The following is a 21,031-nucleotide window of genomic DNA, read 5'->3' on the forward strand; positions in this document are numbered from 1 at the left end:
TCCTACAACGCCTCGAGCTCTGCCATCAGGTCACTGAGCCGGTCGACTTTATCGTCGCTCAACTCACTGGCCTCAAGGCTCTGCACATAAATGGCCAGCTCCTCGACGGTGCTGCACTCGAACATCGCCCGTAACGGCACGTTCAGTTGCAGCGCCTTCTGCACCCTTGAGGCGATCTGGGTCGCCAGCAATGAGTGCCCGCCCAACTCAAAGAAGTTGTCGCACACGCCCACCCGCTCGACCTTGAGCACCTCGGCCCAGATCGTTGCCAGGGTTTGCTCCAGCTCGCTACGCGGTGCCAGGTAGTCCTGTCGCTGCGCAGTGGCGAAGTCGATAGTGGGCAACGCCTTGCGGTCGAGCTTGCCGTTGGCATTGAGGGGCAGTTGCTTGAGCCAGGCCCAATGCAACGGCACCATGTACTCGGGCAACTCGGCCCGCAGGCGTTGCTTGATCGATTCGAGCAGCGCATCGGTATCGGCTGCCGCGTCGCTGGCCACCAGGTAGCCGACCAGGTGTTTGCCATTAGCGCCTTCCTGCACACCTACCGCGGCATCGCGCACTTCGGTCTGCTCGTGCAGGCGCGCTTCGATCTCGCCCAACTCGATACGGTAGCCACGGATTTTCACCTGATGGTCAATCCGCCCGACGTACTCGAGCACTCCGTCCATGCGCCGCCGCGCCAGGTCGCCAGTGCGATACAGGCGCTCACCCGGTGCCCCGAACGGATGCGGAGTAAAGGCCAGTGCGGTGCGCAGCGGGTCGCCGACATAACCACGGCCAACCCCAGTACCCGCGACACACAGCTCACCGACTGCCCCCAGCGGTACCAGCGCCTGATCTTCACCCAGCAAATACAGCTGGTTGTTGTCGGTTGGCGTACCGATGGGCAGGTAGCTGCCACGGGTCGAAGCGGCATCGACGCGGAAGAAGGCCACATCATCGGAGCACTCGGCTGGCCCGTACGCGTTGACCAGGCCGATCTGCGGATAGCGCTGCAGCCACTGCGAAGCCAGCTCGGGTGGCATCGCTTCGCCAGTCGGCAGCATCCAGCGCAAGCCGTCCAGTTGTTGATGTTCATTGGCGAGCATGCCTTGAATCAACGACGGCACGCTCTCCAGCACGGTGATGCCACAGGCCTGAACGTGCGCAAGCAGGCCCTGCGGATCGTGGGCGATGGCACTGGGCACAATCTCCACCTGCGCCCCGAACAACGGCGCGGCCAGGAACTGCCAGACCGAAATATCGAAACTTTGCGAAGCGGTCTGGGCGATCACATCCTGTTCACTCAGTTGCAGGTAAGGCACCTTGCTCAGCTGGTTATTGAGCATGCCGCGCTGTTCGACCATCACCCCCTTCGGCAAGCCGGTGGAGCCGGAGGTGTAGATCACATAGGCAAGGTTATCCGGTGCGCTGTAGATACCCGGATTGCTATCGGGCCAGGCGCCCTCCTGAACCTGTTCCCAGATCAACAGTTTCGGACGCCCGGCACAGGCCAGCTCATCCAGTAGCGCCCGGCCCTGCTCGGCACAGGCCTGACTGCACAACAGCACCGGTGTGCGGCTGAGTTCAACGATGCGCTGCAGACGCGCGGTCGGCAGCCCTGGGTCGAGCGGCAAGTAGCCAGCGCCAGCCTTGAAACTACCGATGATCATGCCCAGCAAAGGCAAATCACGCTCGGCCAGCAGTGCCACTGGTTGGTCCACGCTGACTCCAGCCGCGACCAGGGCATGGCCCAGACGGTTGGCCTGGGCATTGAGCTGGGCATAGCTGAGCGACTGCTCCAGGCAGCGCGCAACCCGTTGCTGCGGCCGGGCGGCAACCTGTGCTTCGAACTGCTGCACATAGCTCTGCTCCAGCGGATAAGCCCGTGCGCTGCGGTTACAGTCTTCAAGCAGGAAGCGCCGCTCCTGCTCACCGAGCAATGGCATCTCGCTCATGTCAGCGTGGAAGCCGTCGGCCAGTGCCAGCAACAGACGCTTGAACTCGGCCAGCAGGCGTTCAACGGTGGCGGTATCGAAATAACGTTGGTCGAACGACAGGTGCAGTCCCAAGTCATCGCCTGGATAGCAGACAGCGGTCAACGGGAAGTTGGTGTGGGTCCGGCCGGAGTCAGAGCTGGCGTTCAGGCTTTGCGCGCGATCCAGCACGGCCACCTCCACCGGCGCGTTCTCGAACACGAACAGGCTGTCGAACAGCGGCTGGCCTTTGGGCAGCTCGCTGCATTCCTGAATGCTCACCAATGGCAGGTATTCGTACTCGCGCAATTGCATGTTGAGGTCGAGCAGGCCTTTGAGCCACTGCTGCACCGTGCAACGCTCACCGGCTGCCGGCAATTTCACCCGCAGGGCGATACTGTTGATGAACAGTCCGACCGTGCGCTGCATCTGCGGCATGCTCACCGGACGTCCGGCAACGGTGACCCCGAACAGCACATCACGCTCGCCGCTGTAGCGGCTCAATACCAGGGCCCAAGCTGCCTGAGCGAAGGTGTTGATCGTCAGCTGATGGGCCTGGGCCAGCTCACGCAAGCGCGCGCCCTCGCTGATAGCAAGGCGAGTGTAACAGTCACCGACAATCATCCCGGCATTTTCCGCGCCGTGGTCACGCAGCAGCGGCCGGTCGCTTGGCACCGCGGTGCTGCGCTCAAAGCCCTGCAGGTTATCGCGCCACCACTGACGCGCAGCCTCCAGATCCTGGTGCTGCAGCCAACTGATGTAGTCGCGGTAGCGCGGTGGCACCGGCAACTGCGCCTCGCGGCCTTCGCCGAGGGCCATGTACAGCTCGAAGAAATCGTTCATCAGCAACGAGCGGCACCAGGCATCGATAAGGATGTGGTGGTTGCTCATCATGAACCAGTAGCGGTCGGCGCCCACCCGAATCAGCCGCAGGTGGAACGGCGCCTGCTGCAACAGATCGAAGCCTGCTTCGCGCTCCTGCTTGTGCAGGGCCTGAAGACGCGCTTCCTGTTCATCCTCGGCCATGTCGGCCCAGTCGAGATAATCCAGCGCCGTGCTGCCCGGTTTGTGGATGATCTGCAGCATGGCTTCGCCAGCGTTCCAACTGAACGACGCGCGCAACGCTTCGTGACGGGCGACCACGGTTTGCCAGGCCTGGGCAAAGCGCTCGCGATCGAGGGCGCTGTTGATCCGGTAGCGATCCTGCATGTAGTAGATGCCGGTGCCGGGCTCGAGCAAGGTGTGCAGCAACAGCCCTTCTTGCATCGGTGTCAGCGGGTAGACGTCTTCGATCTGCGCAGCAGGCACGGGCAGGCTGTCGATCTGTTCCTGACTCAGCTGTGCCAGCGGAAAGTCCGACGGCGTGAAGCTGCCATTGCCCGGGGTCAGGCAGTGCTCGACCAGCCCCAGCAATTCGGCTTTGTAGGCCTCAGCCAGCAGCTCAATGGTGTGGGCGTCGTAACGCTCACGGCTGAAAGTCCAGCGTAGTTGCAACTCACCGGCAAACACCTGGCCATCAACGCTCAACCAGTTAGGCAACGGCGCCTCTTGGTCATGCGCCTCGCCCACCGGCTCATCCACCGGCTGGAACAGGGCATCGGCGGTAAATTGCTGATCGAACTGGCCGAGGTAGTTGAAGGTAATCCGCGCCTGCGGCAACGCCGCCATACGTTCGCGCACACCGGCATCGGCCAGATAACGCAGCACGCCATAGCCCAGCCCCTTGTGCGGCACCTGACGCAATTGCTCCTTGATCGCTTTGATCGACGCCGCCTGTCCGGCCGCACCGGCATCAGCCGAAGGGCTCAGGCTCAGCGGGTAAGCACTGGTGAACCAACCGACACTACGCGTCAGGTCCATATCGTCGAACAGGTGTTCACGACCGTGGCCCTCCAGTTGCACCAGCACCGAGGTGTCCCCGCTCCAGCGGCACAGCACTCGCGCCAGGGCAGTCAACAGCAGGTCGTTGACCTGGGTGTGATAGGCCGCAGGGGCTTGGCTGAGCAATTGCCGGGTTTGACTGCTGTCCAGGCGCACGCTGAGGGTATGCGCCTGCTTGTACAGGTTCGCCCCTTGCGGGTGATCGCAAGGCAGTTCGCGATGCGCGGTGCTCAGTTGCGTCTGCCACCAGTGCTGCTCTTCGCGCAGCGAGTCGCTGCTGGCATAGGCTTGCAGACGCGCCGCCCAATCACTCATGGCGCGGGTTTTGGCGGCCACCGCCTGGCCACGGTAAAGCGCTTGCAGGTCTTCAAGCAGCACGCGCCACGACACGCCGTCCACCACCAGGTGATGGATCGCCAGCAACAGCCGCTGCTGCCCTTGCGCATCGTCGACCAGCAAGGCCCGCAGTAACGGGCCGTTGCCCAGGTCGAGGCTACGTTGCACGTCGCTGTACAACTGCTGACAGTCAGCAACGCTGTTCACCGACACCTGCCAGAGCAGTTCGCGGCTGTCGCCTTGCCTGTAATCGCCTTGCCACTGACTGTTGTGCTGGCTGAAGCGCAGGCGCAGCACATCATGATGCGCGACCAGTTGCTGCAAGGCCTGCTCCAGCGTTTTAGCCACCAGGCGTTCGACCGGCGCCAGTAGCACGGCCTGGTTCCAGTGCTGCGGTTGCGGCACCTCGCTGTCGAAGAACCATTGCTGAATCGGCGTCAGTACCGCGCGACCGCTCAACGGCCCTTGATCGACCTGTGTGTCGTCATTGCGGCGTACCACTGCAGCCAGGGTCTGGACAGTCTGGTGCTGGAACAGATCGCGCGGGGTGAAGTGCAGCCCCGCCTGGCGGGCACGGCTGACCACCTGGATCGACAGAATCGAATCGCCACCCAGCTCAAAGAAGTTGTCGTGTACACCGACCTGCGGCAGGTTCAACACTTCACACCAGAGGTTGGCGAGCTGCTGCTCCAGCGCGTTGCGCGGTGCTTCATAGTGTTCACGCGCTTGCTGCAAATCGGGCGCAGGCAAGGCCCGGCGGTCGAGCTTGCCGTTGGCCGTCAGCGGCATCTGCTGCAGCAGCACCAGATGCGTCGGCACCATGTAGTCCGGCAGGTGCAGCCGCAGCTCGGCCTTGAGTGCTTCACGCAGTGCATGCTGTGCGCTGGCATCGCCCTGCGCCTGGTCACACACCAGGTAAGCGGCCAGTTGTTTACCGCCCGGCATATCCAGCGCCAGAACCACCGCCTCACGTATCGCCGCATGCTCCAGCAGGCGGGTTTCGATTTCGCCCAGCTCAATACGGAAACCGCGAATCTTCACTTGATGGTCGATACGCCCGACGTACTCGACCAGGCCGTCGTCGCCCTGACGCACGAGGTCGCCGGTACGGTACAGACGCCCACCGTCTTGACTGAACGGGTCGGCGACAAAACGTTCAGCGCTCAGCCCCGGACGCTCATGGTAACCCTGGGCCAGACCGGCACCGCCCACATACAACTCACCCACCCCGCCCTGCGGCAAAAGGGCCAGATCGGCATCCAGAATGTAGGCCACGCGCGCACCGACCACGCTGCCGATCGGCACACTGGCGGCCCCTGCGGGCAACTGCTCTGGCGCCAGGCACGCCAGCGGCATGACCACGGTTTCCGTCGGCCCATAGGCATTGAAGAACTGCTGTGGCGCAAAGGCCTGGCGAATCCGCTGCAGGTGTTCACCCGTCAAGGCTTCGCCACCGGTGATGCACAGGCGCACCGGCAAGATCTGCTCGCGGCTGGCCAGCCATTGCGCCAGTTGGCTGCCATAGCTTGGGGTAAAGCCGAGGATGGTCACCTGCTGCTCAGCAATCAAGCTGCAGATTTCCTCCGCCCCCCACTGCCCCTGGGCACGCAACACGACCCGTGCGCCACACAACAATGGCGCGAGCAAACGCTCGGTCGCGGCGTCGAAGTTGATTGAATAGAAGTGCAGTTCACAGTCATCACTGCGCATGCCGAAACGTTCGATCACGGCCTGGCAGTGCATGGCGATTTCACCACGGCTGACCACCACGCCCTTGGGGTTGCCAGTGGAACCGGAGGTGTAAATCAAATAGGCCTGATGCCCCGGCAAACTTTGCTCAGGCAAGGGCTCTGGGCTGACTGCGGCCAAGGCCGGGCCGTCGTCCTCCAGACACCAACGCGCCAGCTGAGCCGGCAACTCGCCCAATGCCTCGAACAGGCTGCGCTGGCCGAGCAGTACGCTGATGCCGCTGTCTTCGATCATGTAATGCAGGCGCTCGAGCGGGTACTCGGGGTCCAGCGGCACATAGGCGCCGCCAGCCTTGAGAATCGCCAGCAACCCGACCACCATTTCCAGCGAGCGCTCCAGCGCCAGGCCCACGCGCACCTGCGGGCCGACACCGCGCTCGCGCAGCACTCGGGCCAGTTGATTGGCGCGTGCGTCGAGCTCGGCATAGCTCAGGTGTTGCCCGGCGAAGGTCAGCGCCACCGCCTGCGGCTGACGCGCCGCCTGGGCGCTGAACAGCCCTTCGATGGTTTGCTGCAGATCGGCTACACGGTCGCCTGCAAGGCTACTGTGCAGGCGCTGCTGCTCATCGCCGGTCAGCATCGGCAATTCGCACAGGCGTTGCTCGGGGTTGTCGAGCAGCGCCGCCAGCAATTGCTGCCAGTGCCTGGCCATCTGCGCGATACGCGGCTCGTCGAACAGGTCGCAGCTGTAGGTCAGGCAGCAACCCAGACGGCGGTCCAGATCCGTCACCTCAAGGTTGAGGTCGAACTTGGTCGCGCGGGCGTCGTTGACCAGGTAGTCCACCTGCATACCCGACAACTCGCGACGCTGCTGGAACTCCCAGCGCTGCACGTTGCACATCACCTGGAACAGTGGGTTGTAAGCCGTGCTGCGGGCTGGCTGCAACGCTTCGACCAGTTGATCGAACGGCAGGTCTTGATGGGACTGCCCCTCGATCACGGTCTGACGCACCTGATCGATCAATTGCCCGACGCGCATCTGCCCGTCGAGCTGGCAACGCAACACCTGGGTGTTGAGGAAAGCGCCAATCAGGCCTTCGCTTTCCGGACGAATGCGGTTGGCCACTGGCGCGCCGATGCGCAGGTCTTGCTGGCCGCTGTAGCGATAGAGCAGCACCGCCAGGGTTGCAGTCATGGTCATGAACAGGGTCAGGCCACGCTCGGCATTGAAGTCACGCACCCGCGCCGCCAATTGCGGGCTCAGGTCAAAACGGTAGAGCTCGCCACGGTGGCTTTGCAGCGCTGGGCGCGGGCGGTCAGTCGGCAGTTCCAGCACGGGATGCTTATCACCGAGCTTGGCCTTCCAGTAATCGAGCTGGCGTTGGCTTTCACCAGCCTCCAGCCATTGCCGCTGCCAGACGCTGTAATCCAGGTACTGCACCGGCAAGGGTTGCAGCGGTGAGTCGCGCTCATCGACAAAGGCCTCATACAGCTCGCCCAGTTCGCGGGCAAAGATGTCCATCGCCCAGCCTTCGGTGACGATATGGTGCAGCGTCAGCACAAAGTAATGCTCGTGCTCGGCGGCCTTGACCAGGCAGGCACGCAGCAACGGCCCGCGCTCCAGGTCGAACGGTTGATGTGCCTGTTCATCGGCAAAGGCCTGAAGGCGCTGTTCACGGGCAGCGGGCGTGTCGGCAGAAAAGTCCTGCCAGTGCATCTGCACGGTGCTGTCGCTGTGCACGCACTGGTACGGCACACCATCAATGCTCGGGAAGGTGGTGCGCAGGGTTTCATGGCGCACGATCAAGGCTTGCAACGCCTGCTCGAAACGGCTGACATCCAGCACGCCGCGCAGACGGGCCATGCCGCCAACGTTGTAGGCCGGGCTGTCCGGTTCCATCTGCCAGAGGAACCACATGCGTTGCTGGGAGAACGACAGCGGCACCGCCTGGCGCCGATCGATGCGGGCGATTTCACCCTGCAGATTGTGCGCGCCGCTGTGTTGAAGGCGCTCGACCTCCTGGGCAAAAGCGCCCAACTCGCTGGCCTCGAACAACACCCGCAACGGTAACTCGACATTGCACGCCTGACGGGTACGGGAAATGATCTGGGTCGCCAGCAGCGAGTGCCCGCCAAGGGCGAAGAAGTCGTCCTGCAAACCGACCTGCTGCAGCCCCAGTACGTCACGCCAGATGGTCGCGATCTGCTGTTGCAACGCAGTGCTCGGTTCGATGTGCGCACGGCTGCTCCATACCGGCTCCGGCAGTGCCTTGCGCTCGATCTTGCCACTCGGGCCCAGCGGCATCTGCGCCATGTGTACCAACGCCGCCGGCACCATATAGGCCGGCAGTTGCTCAGCCAGGGCGGCCATCAACCCGGCGTTGTTTTCCGCGCCCGTGTAATAGCCGACCAGTTGCGCGCCAGCGACCGTCTGACGAATCAGTACCAGCGCCTGGGTGACCCCTGGCTGACTCAGCAAGCAGGCCTCGACTTCTTCCGGCTCAACACGAAAACCGCGCAGCTTCACTTGCTGGTCGAGGCGCCCGAGGTACTCCAGCGCCTGCACAGACGGAGCCCAGCGTGCACGGTCGCCACTGCGGTACAAGCGCTGGCCATCAGCGTCTGGATGCGGGACAAAACGTTCGGCCGTCAGCCCCGGACGACCCAGGTAACCGCGCGCCACGCCCGCCCCACCGAGGTACAGTTCACCTGGCACACCGGGGGCACTGAGCTGCAGCTCATCATCAAGTACCTGACACACCACATTCGCCAACGGCCGGCCAATCGGCGAGCGGGCGCCATCGGCCGCACTGCACTGCCAGTGCGTGACGTTGATGGCGGTTTCGGTCGGGCCGTAGCGGTTGTGCAAGGCCACCTGCGGCAACACGTTCAACACCCGGTCACGCAGCGCGGCAGACAACGCCTCACCACCACTGAACAGGCGGCGCAAGCTGCTGCACTGCGCAGCCTGGGGTTCTTCAATGAACACCTGCAACAGCGCTGGCACAAAGTGCAAGGTGGTAACGCCGTACGCGCGCACCAACGCGGCGATGCGTTGCGGGTCACGGTGCTCGCCCGGCCCGGCCAGGACCAGGCTGCAGCCAGTCACCAGCGGCCAGAAGCATTCCCACACCGACACGTCGAAACTGATCGGCGCTTTCTGCATCAGCACATCGTGCTCATCCAGCCGATACTGCGCCTGCATCCACTGCAAGCGCTCGGCGAGGGCCGCATGGGTGTTGCCGACCCCTTTCGGTTGCCCGGTCGAACCCGAGGTGTAGATCACGTAAGCGAGGTTATCGCCGTGCAGGTGCAGGCCAGGTGGTTGGCACGGCCAGCTGTCGAGTTTGAGGCGGTCCATGGCAATCGCACTGACGCCCTCGACCTGCGGCAAACGCTCCAGCACATCGCTGTGACTGAGCAACAGGCTCGCACCGCAGTCGGCCAGCATGTAGGCCAGACGTTCACAGGGGTAATCGACGTCCAGCGGCACGTAGGCGCCGCCTGCCTTGAGAATGGCCAGCACACCAATCAGCAACTGCGGCGAGCGCTCGGCGGCAATCGCCACACACACATCCGGGCCAACGCCCTTGTCGCGCAGGTAATGGGCCAGACGGTTGGCCTGCTGGTGCAGGCTGGCGTAATCGAGTGCACCGCCGTCCCACAGCAAAGCGCTGCGGTGTGGCGTCAAGCGCGCTTGTTCATTGAGCTGCTCGACCAGCCACTGCTGTGCCTGCGGCGCGGGCGACTGCCCCCACTGCAGCAGTTGTTCACGACCTGGACCATCGAGCAACTGCAGCTCGCCAAGCAACACTGTCGGATCTGCGCAGACCTGCTCCAGCACGCTGAGCAGGCTGGCCGCCAGGCGCTGCACCGTCGCGGCGTCGAACAGATCGCTGGCATAGTCGAAGGCCAACGACAAACGCCCCTGATGATCTTCTTCACTGTGCAGCTGCAGGTCGAACTTGGCTTCGCGGCTGTGCCACGGCAGTTCTTCGGCGAGCAGTCCGGGCAGGCGACGCAATGCACTCAGGTCGCGTTGCTGGTGGTTGAACATGACCTGAAACAGGCCTTGCTCACGGGCTTCGGGAAAGGCCGCAAGCAATTGCTCGAACGGCAGGTCCTGATGCGCCTGCGCCTGCACGGTGGCTTGGCGTACCTGAGCGAGCAACTCAACGAACGACTGGCGCGCATTGAACTGTGCACGCAGCACCTGGGTATTGATGAAGAAGCCGACCAGGCCTTGGGTTTCCAGGCGCGGGCGGTTGGCATTCGGTACCCCGACACGAATGTCGGACTGCCCGCTGTAGCGATGCAACAGGCTCTGGAAACCGGCGAGCAAAACCATGAACAGCGTGCTGTCGTGCTGGCGAGCGGTGCTGCGCAGTGCCTCGGCAAGCGCCGCCGGTACGCGCAGGCTCAAGCGCGCAGCCGCCTTGTGCTGCAGGTTTGAGCGCGGATAGTCGGTGGCCAGATCGAGCACCGGATGCTCATCCCCCAGTTGCGCTTGCCAGTAGGTCAGTTGCCGCGCCGCTTCACCCTCGGCCAGCCATTGCCGCTGCCAGTTGCCATAGTCGGCGTAGTCCAACGCCAGCTTCGGCAAGTCGGCCTGCAGGCCCTGACTGTGCGCGGCATACAAGCGCGAGAATTCATCGATGAGGATATTCAGCGACCAGCCGTCAGCGATGATGTGGTGCAGGGTTACCCACAGCTGATGCTCTTCGCTGCCCAGGCGCACCAGGGTGACGCGCAGCAAGGGGCCAAGCTGCAAGTCGAACGGCTGCTGCGCTTCGGCCTCACGTCGTGCCTGCACCTGGGCACTGTCGACATCGCTCAGGTCCAGGTGCTGCAGCGTAAAATTCAGCGCAGGTAGAATGCGCTGCAGTGCCTGCTCCTGTTCTTCGAAAAACACGGTACGTAATGATTCATGGCGGGTAACCAAAGCCTGGAAGCTGGACTGCAAGGCGAGCGGATCCAGCTCACCACGCAAACGCAGCGCACCGGGAATGTTGTACGCCGCGCTGTGCGGCTCCAGTTGCCACAGCAGCCACAGGCGGTTTTGCGCGAGTGACTGCGGCACTGCCTGAGTACGGGTAACCGCCTCAATTGCGCTATTGGTGGTACCGCTCTGCTGCGCGGCAGCCAGTGCCGTGCAGAAGTCACCCAGCAGCGGCGCCTCGAATAGCATGCGCACGCTCAACTGCAGGTTCAGTTCATCACTCACCCGCGCAGTGAGCTGGGTGGCGGCAACCGAGTTGCCGCCCAGCAGGAAGAAATGATCATCCAGGGCGACCTGCGCCACACCCAGTTGTTCGCACCACAAACGCGAAACCAGGCTGTGCAACGGGTTGTCTTGCGGGTTCGCTGCGACCGTCTGAGCCTGAAGCGCGTCCGGGAATCGGGCATAGCAGTCGAGGCTGCCATCGTTCATGCGCACGCGGCAGGCCGAACGTTGCAGCTTGCCGCTGGAGGTTTTCGGCAGCGCCCCCGGGTTCAGCAGCAAGACCACTGCCGGGGCTTGCTGGCAGGCATCGGCAACGACCTGACGCACAGTCTTGAGCAACGTGGCCGGGGTGATGATCTTCTGCACATTGCGACTGATCTCGACGGCAACGCCGATGCCCTCCTCGCCCTGATCATCGACGGCAAACACCGCCACACGGCCTTTGCGCAGGCCTTCGACTTCCCGCTCCAGGGTCTTCTCCAGATCCTGTGGGTAGAGGTTGTGGCCGCGCACAATCAGCAAATCCTTGAGGCGGCCAGTCACGAACAACTCGCCCTCACGCAGAAAGCCCAGATCGCCTGTGCGCAACCAGGTGTGCCCGCCTTGTTCGACAAAGGTCTTCGCGGTTGCCTCAGGATTACGCCAATAGCCTTTAGCGATGCTCGGGCCACGGGCCCAGATCTCGCCGACCTGGTTGTCCGCCAGCACCGTCAGTTGCTGCGGCTCGACGATCTGCACGGCATGCTCGGGCTGGCTGCGTCCGCAGCTCATTTGCACCAGATCCGCACCCGGCTCGGCGTTATTGCAGGCCAACGCGCTGGCGTTCAGGCTCAGCGCAGCAATGCCCTGCCCCCGGCGGCTGCCGCTGACAAACAGTGTCGCTTCCGCCAGGCCGTAGCTGGCGAAGAAGCTCTGGGCGCTAAAACCACACCCGGCAAACTTTTGTGCAAAGGCCTGCAGGCTGTCCTGACGAATCGGCTCCGAGCCGGAATAGGCCACACGCCAGCGGCTCAGGTCGAGGTTGGCCAAGGCGGCACTGCTGACCCGCTCGCTGCACAGCCGATAGGCGAAGTCGGGGCCACCGCTGATGGTGCCACCATGATCACTGATCGCCTGCAGCCAGCGTTGTGGACGCGCCAGGAAGTAGGCTGGCGCCATCAACACGCACGGCACGCCACTGAAAATCGGCTGCAGCAAGCCGCCAATCAGCCCCATGTCGTGGTACAGCGGCAACCAGCTGACGATGACATCATCCGGATTCACATCGATTCCGAAACCATGACGGATCAGCACCTCGTTGGCCACCAGGTTGCCGTGACTGACTTGCACCCCCTTGGGCAACGCCGTGGACCCGGAGGTGTACTGCAAGAAGGCAATGTCATCGGCCTGCAGCGCCGGGGCCTGCCAGGCATCGGCCAACGTTGCGTCCAGGCCATCGACCGCCAGCAAGTGCGGCGCTTGGTCCTCGGCCAGTACTTCAAGGCCCTGCAGGGTGTCGTGCAACGCGCGGGTGGTCAGCAACAGGCGCGGTTCGGCGTCCTCGATGATCGACAGCAGCCGCTCCTGATGATGACGGCGCGAAGACTCCGGCGGATACGCCGGCACCGCAATGACCCCGGCGTACAAACAGCCGAAAAACGCGGCGACGTAATCCGGCCCACTGGGGAACAGCAAAATCGCCCGATCACCGAATTCGGTACGTGCTTGCAAGGCGCCAGCGATGCTGCGGGCACGCAGGTCCAGGTCCCGGTAGGTCAGCACCGCTTGCTCTTGCGGGTCACCGGCCAGAAAGCGCAAGGCGACCTGCTGCGGGGTTTGCGCAGCACGTTGTGCCAGTGCCTGGACCAGCGTAACCGGGAGTTCGAAGGCGTCCGTCATGGGAAGGTTCCTGCCAGAGTCTGTACGTGAAATCAGGGCTCGACAGGGGCGCGCTCCGGCTAGGCGGGTGCACCTGGCGCGTGTCGAGCGCCGGGGGATGTACACAGAGGAACGGATGGACAGGGCAAATAATTAGATCCTTCGCTGATTGCCAGGGAAGGACTGGCCTTTGTAGGAGCGGGCTTGCCCCGCGATTGTGATCTGTCAGTGAAATGGCTTCGCGGGGCAAGCCCGCTCCCACTGTTTGAAGTGCGTCACAGGCTGAGGCTTATAACCAAAATAATTTGATACGCATTAACTTTCGCATTTGACAACAATTATCATTACGAATAATTTGTCGCTCGTCGCAGGCAGCCTCCCCCCTCAGGAGAGCTCCCTCTCCATCTTCGAGACAAGGTGATGTCCATGGCGGAACAACTATCCACAAGTAAGTGCGATTCACCGTTACTCAAGGCGTTTGTCGACAACCGCAGCATTCTGGTCAAGATCGCTGCACGCATTACGGGCTGTCGTTCCCGCGCCGAAGACGTGGTGCAAGATGCCTACTTCCGGCTGGGTTCCGCGCCGCACATCACCTCCTCGTTCAAAGCGCAACTGAGCTACCTGTTTCAGATCGTGCGTAACCTGGCCATCGATCACTACCGCAAGCAATCGATGGAGTTGAAATACTCCGGCAGCGAAGAAGAAGGCCTGAACGTCGTGGTTCATGGCGCGTCGCCTGAAGCCACGCACATCAACTTCGCCACCCTGGAACACATCGCCGACGCCTTGAACGAACTGCCGCAACGCACCCGTTATGCGTTCGAGATGTACCGCCTGCACGGGGTCGCGCAAAAAGACATCGCCAAAGAACTGGGCGTTTCCCCCACCCTGGTCAACTTCATGATTCGCGATGCCCTGGTGCATTGTCGGAAAGTCTCAAGCCAGAAGGCTTGAGAGCGGCAAGCTGTAAGCTTCAAGCGGCAAGTTGCGTGCTTGCCGCTTACAACTTGCAGCGATCAAAGAAGCGTTCCCGCCCCAGCACCATCAAAGCCGCACGTTTGTGCGGGAAGTCGAATTCCTTTTCGCAGTGAAAGCACTGGTCGTGCATATAGCCGATCATTTTGCCGTTGTCGGCGCGTGGCTCTGCCACTACGCGCTGGGTGCGCGGGTCGTCGAGAAACAGGTAGTGCACCAGGGCCGATAGCCAGCTCGCTACTTTATGCGGGCCACGGTGATGCTCTTCACCCACCAGCATGTGAATACCCCGGTCATAGTCATCGGCCGGGTAAAACGGGGCGATGCGGTCTTCTTTGGCCCAGTAGGCTTCGAAGTAGGCAAATGGCTGGTCGTCGAAGCAACCGATCAAGGTCAAGCTGTGCGGGTCGGCCTGCAGCTTGTTCAGGTAGTCACGGTGCTGTTCAAGGCTGCCGCCTTCCTGCCAGAAGTTGAGGACCCGCGGGTTGTTCTGCCAGCGGTTGAAACGCTCAAGGTCCGTGTCGATTTCCAGGGTGCGCAGTGATACCCAGGCGCCCAGGCGCGCATCGAAGCGCCGATACACTTCACCACGCGGTTTCGGCGCGCGGCGCGGGTGGCGTTTGCCTTCGCTGATTTGCATCTGTTGCGGGTAAACGCCGGCATAGGCATGGCCTAACCAGGGCTGCGGCAATTGCCAGAACTGCGTGCGTTCACAGAGGTACACACCGGCTTGGGCGTGCGCCACCAGCAAGCCGCTGAGCAGCGCATCAGTGGGCAGCTCTTTGAGGTGCCAGCTCAAACGCTGACAGCCAGGGTCACGGGCGAACAGCCAATAACAGGCCGCCCACAAGGCCTGCGCCGCGCGCTCCCGGGCCAGTTCTTCAAGGTGAACCTGCAATGTTTCACCGCGTTCGAGGCGCACACGGATCAGTGGGCTGCCTTCGAGCACCAGGCTCAGTTGGCAATCACTTTCATCGGCGTTGAGGCTGCGCCAGCGCGGTAAAGACAAGGTTTGCGAAGCTGCGTCGAACGGCATGGTCTTGGCTCACATAGGAAAGGTGCTCACCTGTGTGAACGTGGCCGTGCGCGGGAAATTTAGTCGGCCGCGGGCGAACTCACGCTGATGCGGTAGGGCTGGAATATGCGCAGCAATTCACCCTTGTCGCGCAGCTGCTGCAGCAGGTCGGCAAACACCGGGCCACTGATCGGCGCGCCCGGGCGCAGCAACGCATAGTGGTGGTAGATCTGATCGACGCGCTCGGAGATCAGCAACTGCCCTTTGCTTTTGGGGTTACGCACCAAAAAATCGCTGAGGTAGGAACGCGTGACTAGGGCGATGTCCGCTCGGCCGCGCTGCACCATCAGCAAGTTGCTGTCATGGGAATAGGTCAATGTGGCGTTGTAGTGCTCGCTGAGGAACTGCGGGTCGGGATTGAAGCCGGAAAAGGCGTAGTGGTAACCGCTGTACAAGGCCAGGCGCTTGCCACGAAGGTCGGCAAAATAACCTTCATCACGGTCTGGTTGAACACGGGTGACAAACACCTCGGCGTCTTCCAGGCCCATATCGACCGCCTCATGTTCGATACCCTGCCAGCCCCACTCCGGGTTTTCGAAGATTGCCATGTCGGTGCGCCCTTGACGCAGATCGCCGAAGCGCCGCGGGATCGAGGTGGGCACCAGAACGAAACGGTAGTGTTGCTGGGCATTGTTCAATGCCTCGACCAGCTGCGGCAACAGCCCGGTCTCGGCACCCTTTTCAGGACGCACTGTATAAGGAGGGAAATGCGCAGCCCCCACCTTGACTTCGATTTCTTCGAACGCCTGGGCCACCGGCGCCAGCCACCCTGTGGCAAGCATCAACAGAAAAGGCACAGCCTGACGCGTGGGCGTTGAACTCAAAGCTACACACTCTTTGCGGGTTTAACCGGGTAGCGCCTAAGCTAGGCGTTTTCCGGGCGCGACACAACTATCGAATGCGCCAAATGGCCATCAGGCAAAATGCCAGGGATATCCCAAGCGTTCAAGTTTGGCTACGCTCTAGCGAGTCTTGCAAGGGAACTTACTATGGGGCATTGGTTGGTGATCGACCTGGAAGCAACCACAGATGATGGCGGTTGGCCGGTCACAGAAATGGAAGTCATCGAAATTGGCGCGACCCTGGTCAATCGACAAGGCCGGGAAGTCGACCATTTCCAGCGTTTTGTCAAACCGCGGCGGCGCCCGCAACTCACCCCTTTTTGCCGTGAGCTGACCCACATCAGTCAGGCCAGTGTCGACAGCGCCGTGTCGTTCAGTGAAGTCTGGGGCCAGTTCGAGCGCTGGATCGGCCATCATCGGGGGCACCTGCAAGCCTGGGTCAGCTGGGGCGACTATGATCGCCAGCAATTGCTGCAGGAATGGCAACAACACCAGTTGCACAGCCTGCTCGCCGAACTGCCACACATCAACCTCAAGCAGCGGTTTGCCAAGGCCCGCCAACTGCAGCGCCCGCTGGGCCTGAACGGTGCCCTGCAACTGGCCGGCCTGCAGTTTTGTGGCCAGCAGCACCGCGCCCTGGAAGATGCCCGCAATACCGCACGCTTGCTGCCTCTGAGCCTGCCAGCCAATGGCACCTGAAAGCGGATGACGGCGCCAGACGCCTTGGGCATACTGGCCAACCTTTTCAGCCCCTTTTCAGGAGTCGCCCATGTTTAAGGTCAACGAGTACTTTGATGGCACCGTCAAGTCGATCGCATTCGGTACCGCCGAAGGTCCGGCCACGGTCGGCGTGATGGCCCCCGGCGAGTACGAATTCGGCACCGCCCAACGCGAAATCATGCATGTGGTGTCTGGCGCCCTGACCGTCAAACTGCCGGACAGCGACAACTGGGAAACCTTTTCGGCTGGCAGCCAGTTCAATGTGCCAGCGAACAGCAAGTTTCAGCTGAAAGTGGCGGTTGATACGGCTTACCTGTGTGAGTATCGCGGCTGATCAGCTAAAACCGTCGCGGGGCAAGCCCGCTCCCACCTGAAATTACAGACTGTGTGGGAGCGGGCTTGCCCCGCGATCGATCAACGCAAAAACGCCACAATTCGCTCTGCAGCCGTTTGCAGATGATCAGCATGGCTGAACCCCGACGCCTTCAATGGCTTCAGGTCATGGTCCCCCGCTTGCAGCCAGCACAGTTCAATCGCGGGCGATAAGCTATAACCTTCCACCGTTTGCCGATTCCCCAAAGCATCGCGTTCACCCTGAACGATCAACGTCGGCGTCTTCAACTCGGCCAAATGCGCCACCCGTGGCTTCTCCGGTTTACCAGCGGCATAGAAGGGATAGCCCAGGCACACCAGTGCATCCGCCGCCAACTCATCCGCCAGCAAACTGGCCATGCGCCCGCCCATTGACTTGCCGCCGATGGCCAAAGTCCCAGTGACCAATGGTCGCACCTGCTCATACACCTCGCGCCAGCATTCCAGCAGTTTTGCCTGCGGATTTGGCGGCCTTTTGCCACCATCGAGGCGCCGCTGGACCATATAGGGAAACTCGAAGCGCAGCACCCCCAGCCCTTGTGCCGCCAGCCTTTGCGCCATTTCTTCCATGAACTCACTGTCCATCGGCGCACCCGCGCCATGGGCCAGAATCAGACAACACAAAAGCGCGCCATCCTCCTGATTTTGCGGGGCATTCCACCGCCAGCCACGCCGTTCGATCAGTTGCGCCCATTGATCCCCGTCAATACCGGCCAATTGCCCATTACTCATGCTTGCCTCGCTATTTAGCCTGCCTATAACCGTGGATGGGAACCCATACATGAACACAACCAGCAGTACCGCCTACAACTACAAGGTGGTCCGCCAATTCGCCATTATGACGGTGGTGTGGGGAATCGTCGGGATGGGGCTCGGCGTTTTTCTTGCCGCGCAACTCGTCTGGCCTTCGCTCAACTTCGACCTCCCCTGGACCAGCTTCGGGCGTCTACGCCCGCTGCACACCAACGCGGTGATTTTCGCCTTTGGTGGCTGCGCGCTGTTCGCCGCTTCCTACTATTCGGTCCAGCGAACCTGTCAGACCACCCTGTTCTCACCACGCCTTGCCGCCTTTACCTTCTGGGCCTGGCAATTGGTGATCGTGCTGGCCGCCGTCACCTTGCCGCTGGGTTATACCAGCTCCAAGGAATACGCCGAACTGGAATGGCCGATCGATATCCTGATCACCATCGTCTGGGTCGCGTACGCCGTGGTGTTCTTCGGTACCCTGCTCAAGCGCACCACCAAGCACATCTATGTGGGTAACTGGTTCTTCGGTGCATTCATCATCACCGTGGCGATCCTGCATATCGTCAACAACCTGGAAGTACCGGTCAGCCTGACCAAGTCCTACTCGCTGTACAGCGGCGCCACTGACGCCATGGTGCAGTGGTGGTACGGCCACAACGCCGTGGGCTTCTTCCTGACTGCAGGCTTCCTCGGCATGATGTACTACTTCGTGCCCAAGCAAGCCGAGCGTCCGGTGTATTCCTATCGCCTGTCGATCGTGCACTTCTGGGCGCTGATCACCCTGTACATCTGGGCCGGTCCCCACCACCTGCACTACACCGCCCTGCCAGACTGGGCGCAGTCGCTGGGCATGATCATGTCGCTGATCCTCCTGGCACCGAGCTGGGGTGGCATGATCAACGGCATGATGACCCTCTCGGGCGCCTGGCATAAGCTGCGCAGCGACCCGATCCTGCGTTTCCTCGTGGTATCCCTGGCGTTCTACGGCATGTCGACCTTCGAAGGTCCGATGATGGCGATCAAGACCGTCAACGCCCTGTCGCACTACACCGACTGGACCATCGGCCACGTCCACGCTGGCGCGTTGGGCTGGGTAGCGATGATCTCGATCGGCGCCCTGTACCACATGATCCCGAAAGTCTTCGGCCGCGAGCAGATGTACAGCCTGGGTCTGATCAACGCGCACTTCTGGCTGGCCACCATCGGCACCGTGCTCTACATCGCTTCGATGTGGGTCAACGGCATCGCCCAGGGCCTGATGTGGCGCGCCGTGAACAGCGACGGCACGCTGACCTACTCCTTCGTCGAAACCCTGGTGGCCAGCCACCCAGGCTTCATCGTGCGCTTCGTCGGCGGGGCGATCTTCCTCACCGGCATGTTCCTGATGGCCTACAACACCTGGCGCACCGTGCGTGCCCCAGCGGCCGTGGCCGCGCCTGCCGCCGCGCAGCTGGCTTGAGGAGATCCAGATGAAACACGAAGTAATCGAGAAGAACGTCTTTCTGCTGGTGCTGCTGATGGTGTTTGCCGTGAGCATCGGCGGCCTGACCCAGATCGTCCCGTTGTTCTTCCAGGACGTCACCAACAAGCCGGTTGAGGGCATGAAGCCCTACACCGCGCTGCAACTGGAAGGCCGCGACATCTACATCCGTGAAGGCTGCGTACAGTGCCACTCGCAGATGATCCGGCCGTTCCGCGCCGAAACCGAACGCTATGGCCACTACTCGGTAGCCGGTGAGAGCGTCTGGGATCACCCCTTCCTGTGGGGCTCCAAGCGTACCGGCCCGGACCTGGCCCGTGTCGGCGGCCGCTACTCCGATGACTGGCACCGCGCGCACCTGTACAACCCGCGCAACGTGGTACCGGAGTCGAAGATGCCGGCCTACCCGTGGCTGGTCGCAAGCCCGGTAGACAGCAGCCACACCGAGACCAAGCTGCGCACCATGCGCACCCTCGGCGTGCCCTACACCGATGCTGACATCAGCGGCGCTGTGGAGTCGATCAAGGGCAAGACCGAAATGGATGCTTTGGTTGCCTACCTGCAGGTGCTCGGCACCGCGATCAAGAACAAGAGGTAAGGGCCATGGACTTCACACTGGATATCGGCCAGCTGCGCGGCCTGGGCACCCTGCTGGTGGCCATCGCCTTCATCGGCCTGTCGTTGTGGGTGTTCAACCGGCGGCGTGACCGCGAGTTTGCCGAGGCAAGCCTGCTGCCATTCGCCGATGACCGCCAAGCACCTGCCGCCAACGAACCCGCACCGAGGAGTAACGGGCAATGACCACCTTCTGGAGTACGTACATCTGCGTACTGACCATCGGCAGCCTGATCGGCTTGACCTGGCTGCTGCTGGCCACGCGCAAGGGCGAAAAGCCCAACGGCGGCGACCAGACCATGGGCCACAGCTTCGACGGCATCGAGGAGTACGACAACCCGCTGCCACGCTGGTGGTTCTGGCTGTTCGTCGGCACCCTGGTGTTCTCGGTTGGCTACCTGATCCTCTACCCGGGCCTGGGTAACTGGAAAGGCATCCTGCCGGGTTATCAGGACGGCTGGACCCAGGTCAACGAATGGCAAAAGGAAATGGACAAGGCCGACGCCAAGTTCGGTCCGATCTTCGCCAAGTTCGCCGCCATGCCGGTTGAGGAAGTGGCCAAGGATCCGCAAGCGCTGAAAATGGGTGGCCGTCTGTTCGCCTCCAACTGCTCGGTGTGCCACGGTTCCGACGCCAAGGGTGCCTACGGCTTCCCTAACCTGACCGACAAGGACTGGCGCTGGGGCGGTGATCCGGAGACCATCAAGCAGTCGATCATGAACGGCCGCCACGGCGTCATGCCGGCTTGGGCCGAAGTGATTGGCGAGCAAGGTGTGGCTGACGTCGCCGGTTTCGTCCTGACCAACCTCGACGGACGCAAACTGCCGGAAGGCACCAAGGCTGACGTGGCCAACGGCGAGAAACTGTTCGCCACCAACTGCGTGGCCTGCCACGGTCCTGAAGGTAAAGGCACCCCGGCCATGGGCGCGCCTGACCTGACGCACCCGCAAGCGTTCATCTACGGTTCGAGCTTCGCGCAACTGCAGCAGACCATCCGTTACGGCCGTCAGGGCCAGATGCCTGCGCAAGAAGCCATTCAAGGCAACGACAAGGTCCACCTGCTGGCCGCCTATGTCTACAGCCTGTCCCAGGGTGACGCAGCACAGGGCGAGAACCTGACTGCCAAGTAAATCCAACGCGTAACTGAGCCTTGACTCAAACCGCCGCATCCCTCCGGATGCGGCGGTTCCATTTCCCCCTTGCGACCAAGTGTCGCACCTCCCCCACCGCCCCGCCTTGCACCCGCCTTGATCGGAACTAA

The 21,031-nt window shown here is 62.2% G+C and carries 11 protein-coding genes; 7 read left to right on the top strand and 4 right to left on the bottom strand.

The window, feature by feature from the left end; genetic code table 11:
- Window positions 1-2 precede the first annotated feature (2 nt).
- On the bottom strand, window positions 3-12,962 hold the full coding sequence (locus ACVWSC_RS20135) for a non-ribosomal peptide synthetase (RefSeq protein ID WP_442108857.1): 12,960 nt from the start codon (window positions 12,960-12,962) through the stop codon (window positions 3-5).
- 405 nt (window positions 12,963-13,367) lie between these two features.
- On the opposite strand from ACVWSC_RS20135, the gene ACVWSC_RS20140 reads away from it, so the two are divergent.
- Window positions 13,368-13,898 (top strand): RNA polymerase factor sigma-70, encoded by a 531-nt coding sequence (locus tag ACVWSC_RS20140; protein WP_442108858.1) that lies wholly within the window; start codon window positions 13,368-13,370, stop codon window positions 13,896-13,898.
- Between the two features lie 46 nt (window positions 13,899-13,944).
- On the opposite strand, the gene ACVWSC_RS20145 is transcribed toward ACVWSC_RS20140, so the two are convergent.
- Together ACVWSC_RS20145 and ACVWSC_RS20150 are read right to left on the bottom strand one after the other, a co-directional pair.
- On the bottom strand, window positions 13,945-14,955 hold the full coding sequence (locus ACVWSC_RS20145) for a GNAT family N-acetyltransferase (RefSeq protein ID WP_442108859.1): 1,011 nt from the start codon (window positions 14,953-14,955) through the stop codon (window positions 13,945-13,947).
- 59 nt (window positions 14,956-15,014) lie between these two features.
- On the bottom strand, window positions 15,015-15,776 hold the full coding sequence (locus ACVWSC_RS20150) for a substrate-binding periplasmic protein (protein ID WP_442114341.1): 762 nt from the start codon (window positions 15,774-15,776) through the stop codon (window positions 15,015-15,017).
- Window positions 15,777-15,983: 207 nt separating this feature from the next.
- Here ACVWSC_RS20150 and ACVWSC_RS20155 point away from each other — a divergent pair, with 207 nt between their 5' ends.
- Both ACVWSC_RS20155 and ppnP read left to right on the top strand, forming a co-directional pair.
- Complete coding sequence (locus ACVWSC_RS20155) at window positions 15,984-16,535, top strand: 3'-5' exonuclease (protein WP_442108860.1); 552 nt, start codon at window positions 15,984-15,986, stop codon at window positions 16,533-16,535.
- 70 nt (window positions 16,536-16,605) lie between these two features.
- On the top strand, window positions 16,606-16,890 hold the full coding sequence (gene ppnP, locus ACVWSC_RS20160) for a pyrimidine/purine nucleoside phosphorylase (protein ID WP_010225980.1): 285 nt from the start codon (window positions 16,606-16,608) through the stop codon (window positions 16,888-16,890).
- 80 nt (window positions 16,891-16,970) lie between these two features.
- On the opposite strand, the gene ACVWSC_RS20165 is transcribed toward ppnP, so the two are convergent.
- Entirely contained in the window at window positions 16,971-17,660 is a 690-nt protein-coding gene (locus tag ACVWSC_RS20165; RefSeq protein ID WP_442114342.1) for an alpha/beta family hydrolase, read from the bottom strand.
- Window positions 17,661-17,709: 49 nt separating this feature from the next.
- On the opposite strand from ACVWSC_RS20165, the gene ccoN reads away from it, so the two are divergent.
- From ccoN to ccoP, 4 genes are read left to right on the top strand one after another with little or no spacing between them, the layout of a single operon-like run.
- On the top strand, window positions 17,710-19,134 hold the full coding sequence (gene ccoN / locus ACVWSC_RS20170) for a cytochrome-c oxidase, cbb3-type subunit I (RefSeq protein WP_442108861.1): 1,425 nt from the start codon (window positions 17,710-17,712) through the stop codon (window positions 19,132-19,134).
- 10 nt (window positions 19,135-19,144) lie between these two features.
- Window positions 19,145-19,753 carry a cytochrome-c oxidase, cbb3-type subunit II gene (gene ccoO, locus ACVWSC_RS20175; RefSeq protein WP_038613174.1) on the top strand — a complete coding sequence of 203 codons (609 nt, stop codon included), beginning with the start codon at window positions 19,145-19,147 and terminating at the stop codon, window positions 19,751-19,753.
- A 5-nt stretch (window positions 19,754-19,758) separates the two neighbouring features.
- Window positions 19,759-19,956, top strand: a complete 198-nt coding sequence (locus ACVWSC_RS20180) for a cbb3-type cytochrome oxidase subunit 3 (RefSeq protein WP_442108862.1) — start codon at window positions 19,759-19,761, stop codon at window positions 19,954-19,956.
- Window positions 19,953-20,900: a cytochrome-c oxidase, cbb3-type subunit III gene (gene ccoP, locus ACVWSC_RS20185; RefSeq protein WP_442108863.1), complete on the top strand. Its 948-nt coding sequence runs from the start codon at window positions 19,953-19,955 to the stop codon at window positions 20,898-20,900. The genes ACVWSC_RS20180 and ccoP overlap by 4 nt, the downstream gene beginning before the upstream one ends.
- The last annotated feature ends 131 nt before the right edge of the window (window positions 20,901-21,031 follow it).

The sequence above is a fragment of the Pseudomonas sp. NUPR-002 genome, assembly GCF_056322725.1.

Coding starts and splice junctions, on each gene's coding strand:
- ACVWSC_RS20135 (WP_442108857.1), bottom strand. CDS start 12,962: ATGACGGACGCCTTCGAACTCCCGGTTACGCTGGTCCAGGCACTGGCA.
- ACVWSC_RS20140 (WP_442108858.1), top strand. CDS start 13,368: ATGGCGGAACAACTATCCACAAGTAAGTGCGATTCACCGTTACTCAAG.
- ACVWSC_RS20145 (WP_442108859.1), bottom strand. CDS start 14,955: ATGCCGTTCGACGCAGCTTCGCAAACCTTGTCTTTACCGCGCTGGCGC.
- ACVWSC_RS20150 (WP_442114341.1), bottom strand. CDS start 15,776: ATGCTTGCCACAGGGTGGCTGGCGCCGGTGGCCCAGGCGTTCGAAGAA.
- ACVWSC_RS20155 (WP_442108860.1), top strand. CDS start 15,984: ATGGGGCATTGGTTGGTGATCGACCTGGAAGCAACCACAGATGATGGC.
- ppnP (WP_010225980.1), top strand. CDS start 16,606: ATGTTTAAGGTCAACGAGTACTTTGATGGCACCGTCAAGTCGATCGCA.
- ACVWSC_RS20165 (WP_442114342.1), bottom strand. CDS start 17,660: ATGAGTAATGGGCAATTGGCCGGTATTGACGGGGATCAATGGGCGCAA.
- ccoN (WP_442108861.1), top strand. CDS start 17,710: ATGAACACAACCAGCAGTACCGCCTACAACTACAAGGTGGTCCGCCAA.
- ccoO (WP_038613174.1), top strand. CDS start 19,145: ATGAAACACGAAGTAATCGAGAAGAACGTCTTTCTGCTGGTGCTGCTG.
- ACVWSC_RS20180 (WP_442108862.1), top strand. CDS start 19,759: ATGGACTTCACACTGGATATCGGCCAGCTGCGCGGCCTGGGCACCCTG.
- ccoP (WP_442108863.1), top strand. CDS start 19,953: ATGACCACCTTCTGGAGTACGTACATCTGCGTACTGACCATCGGCAGC.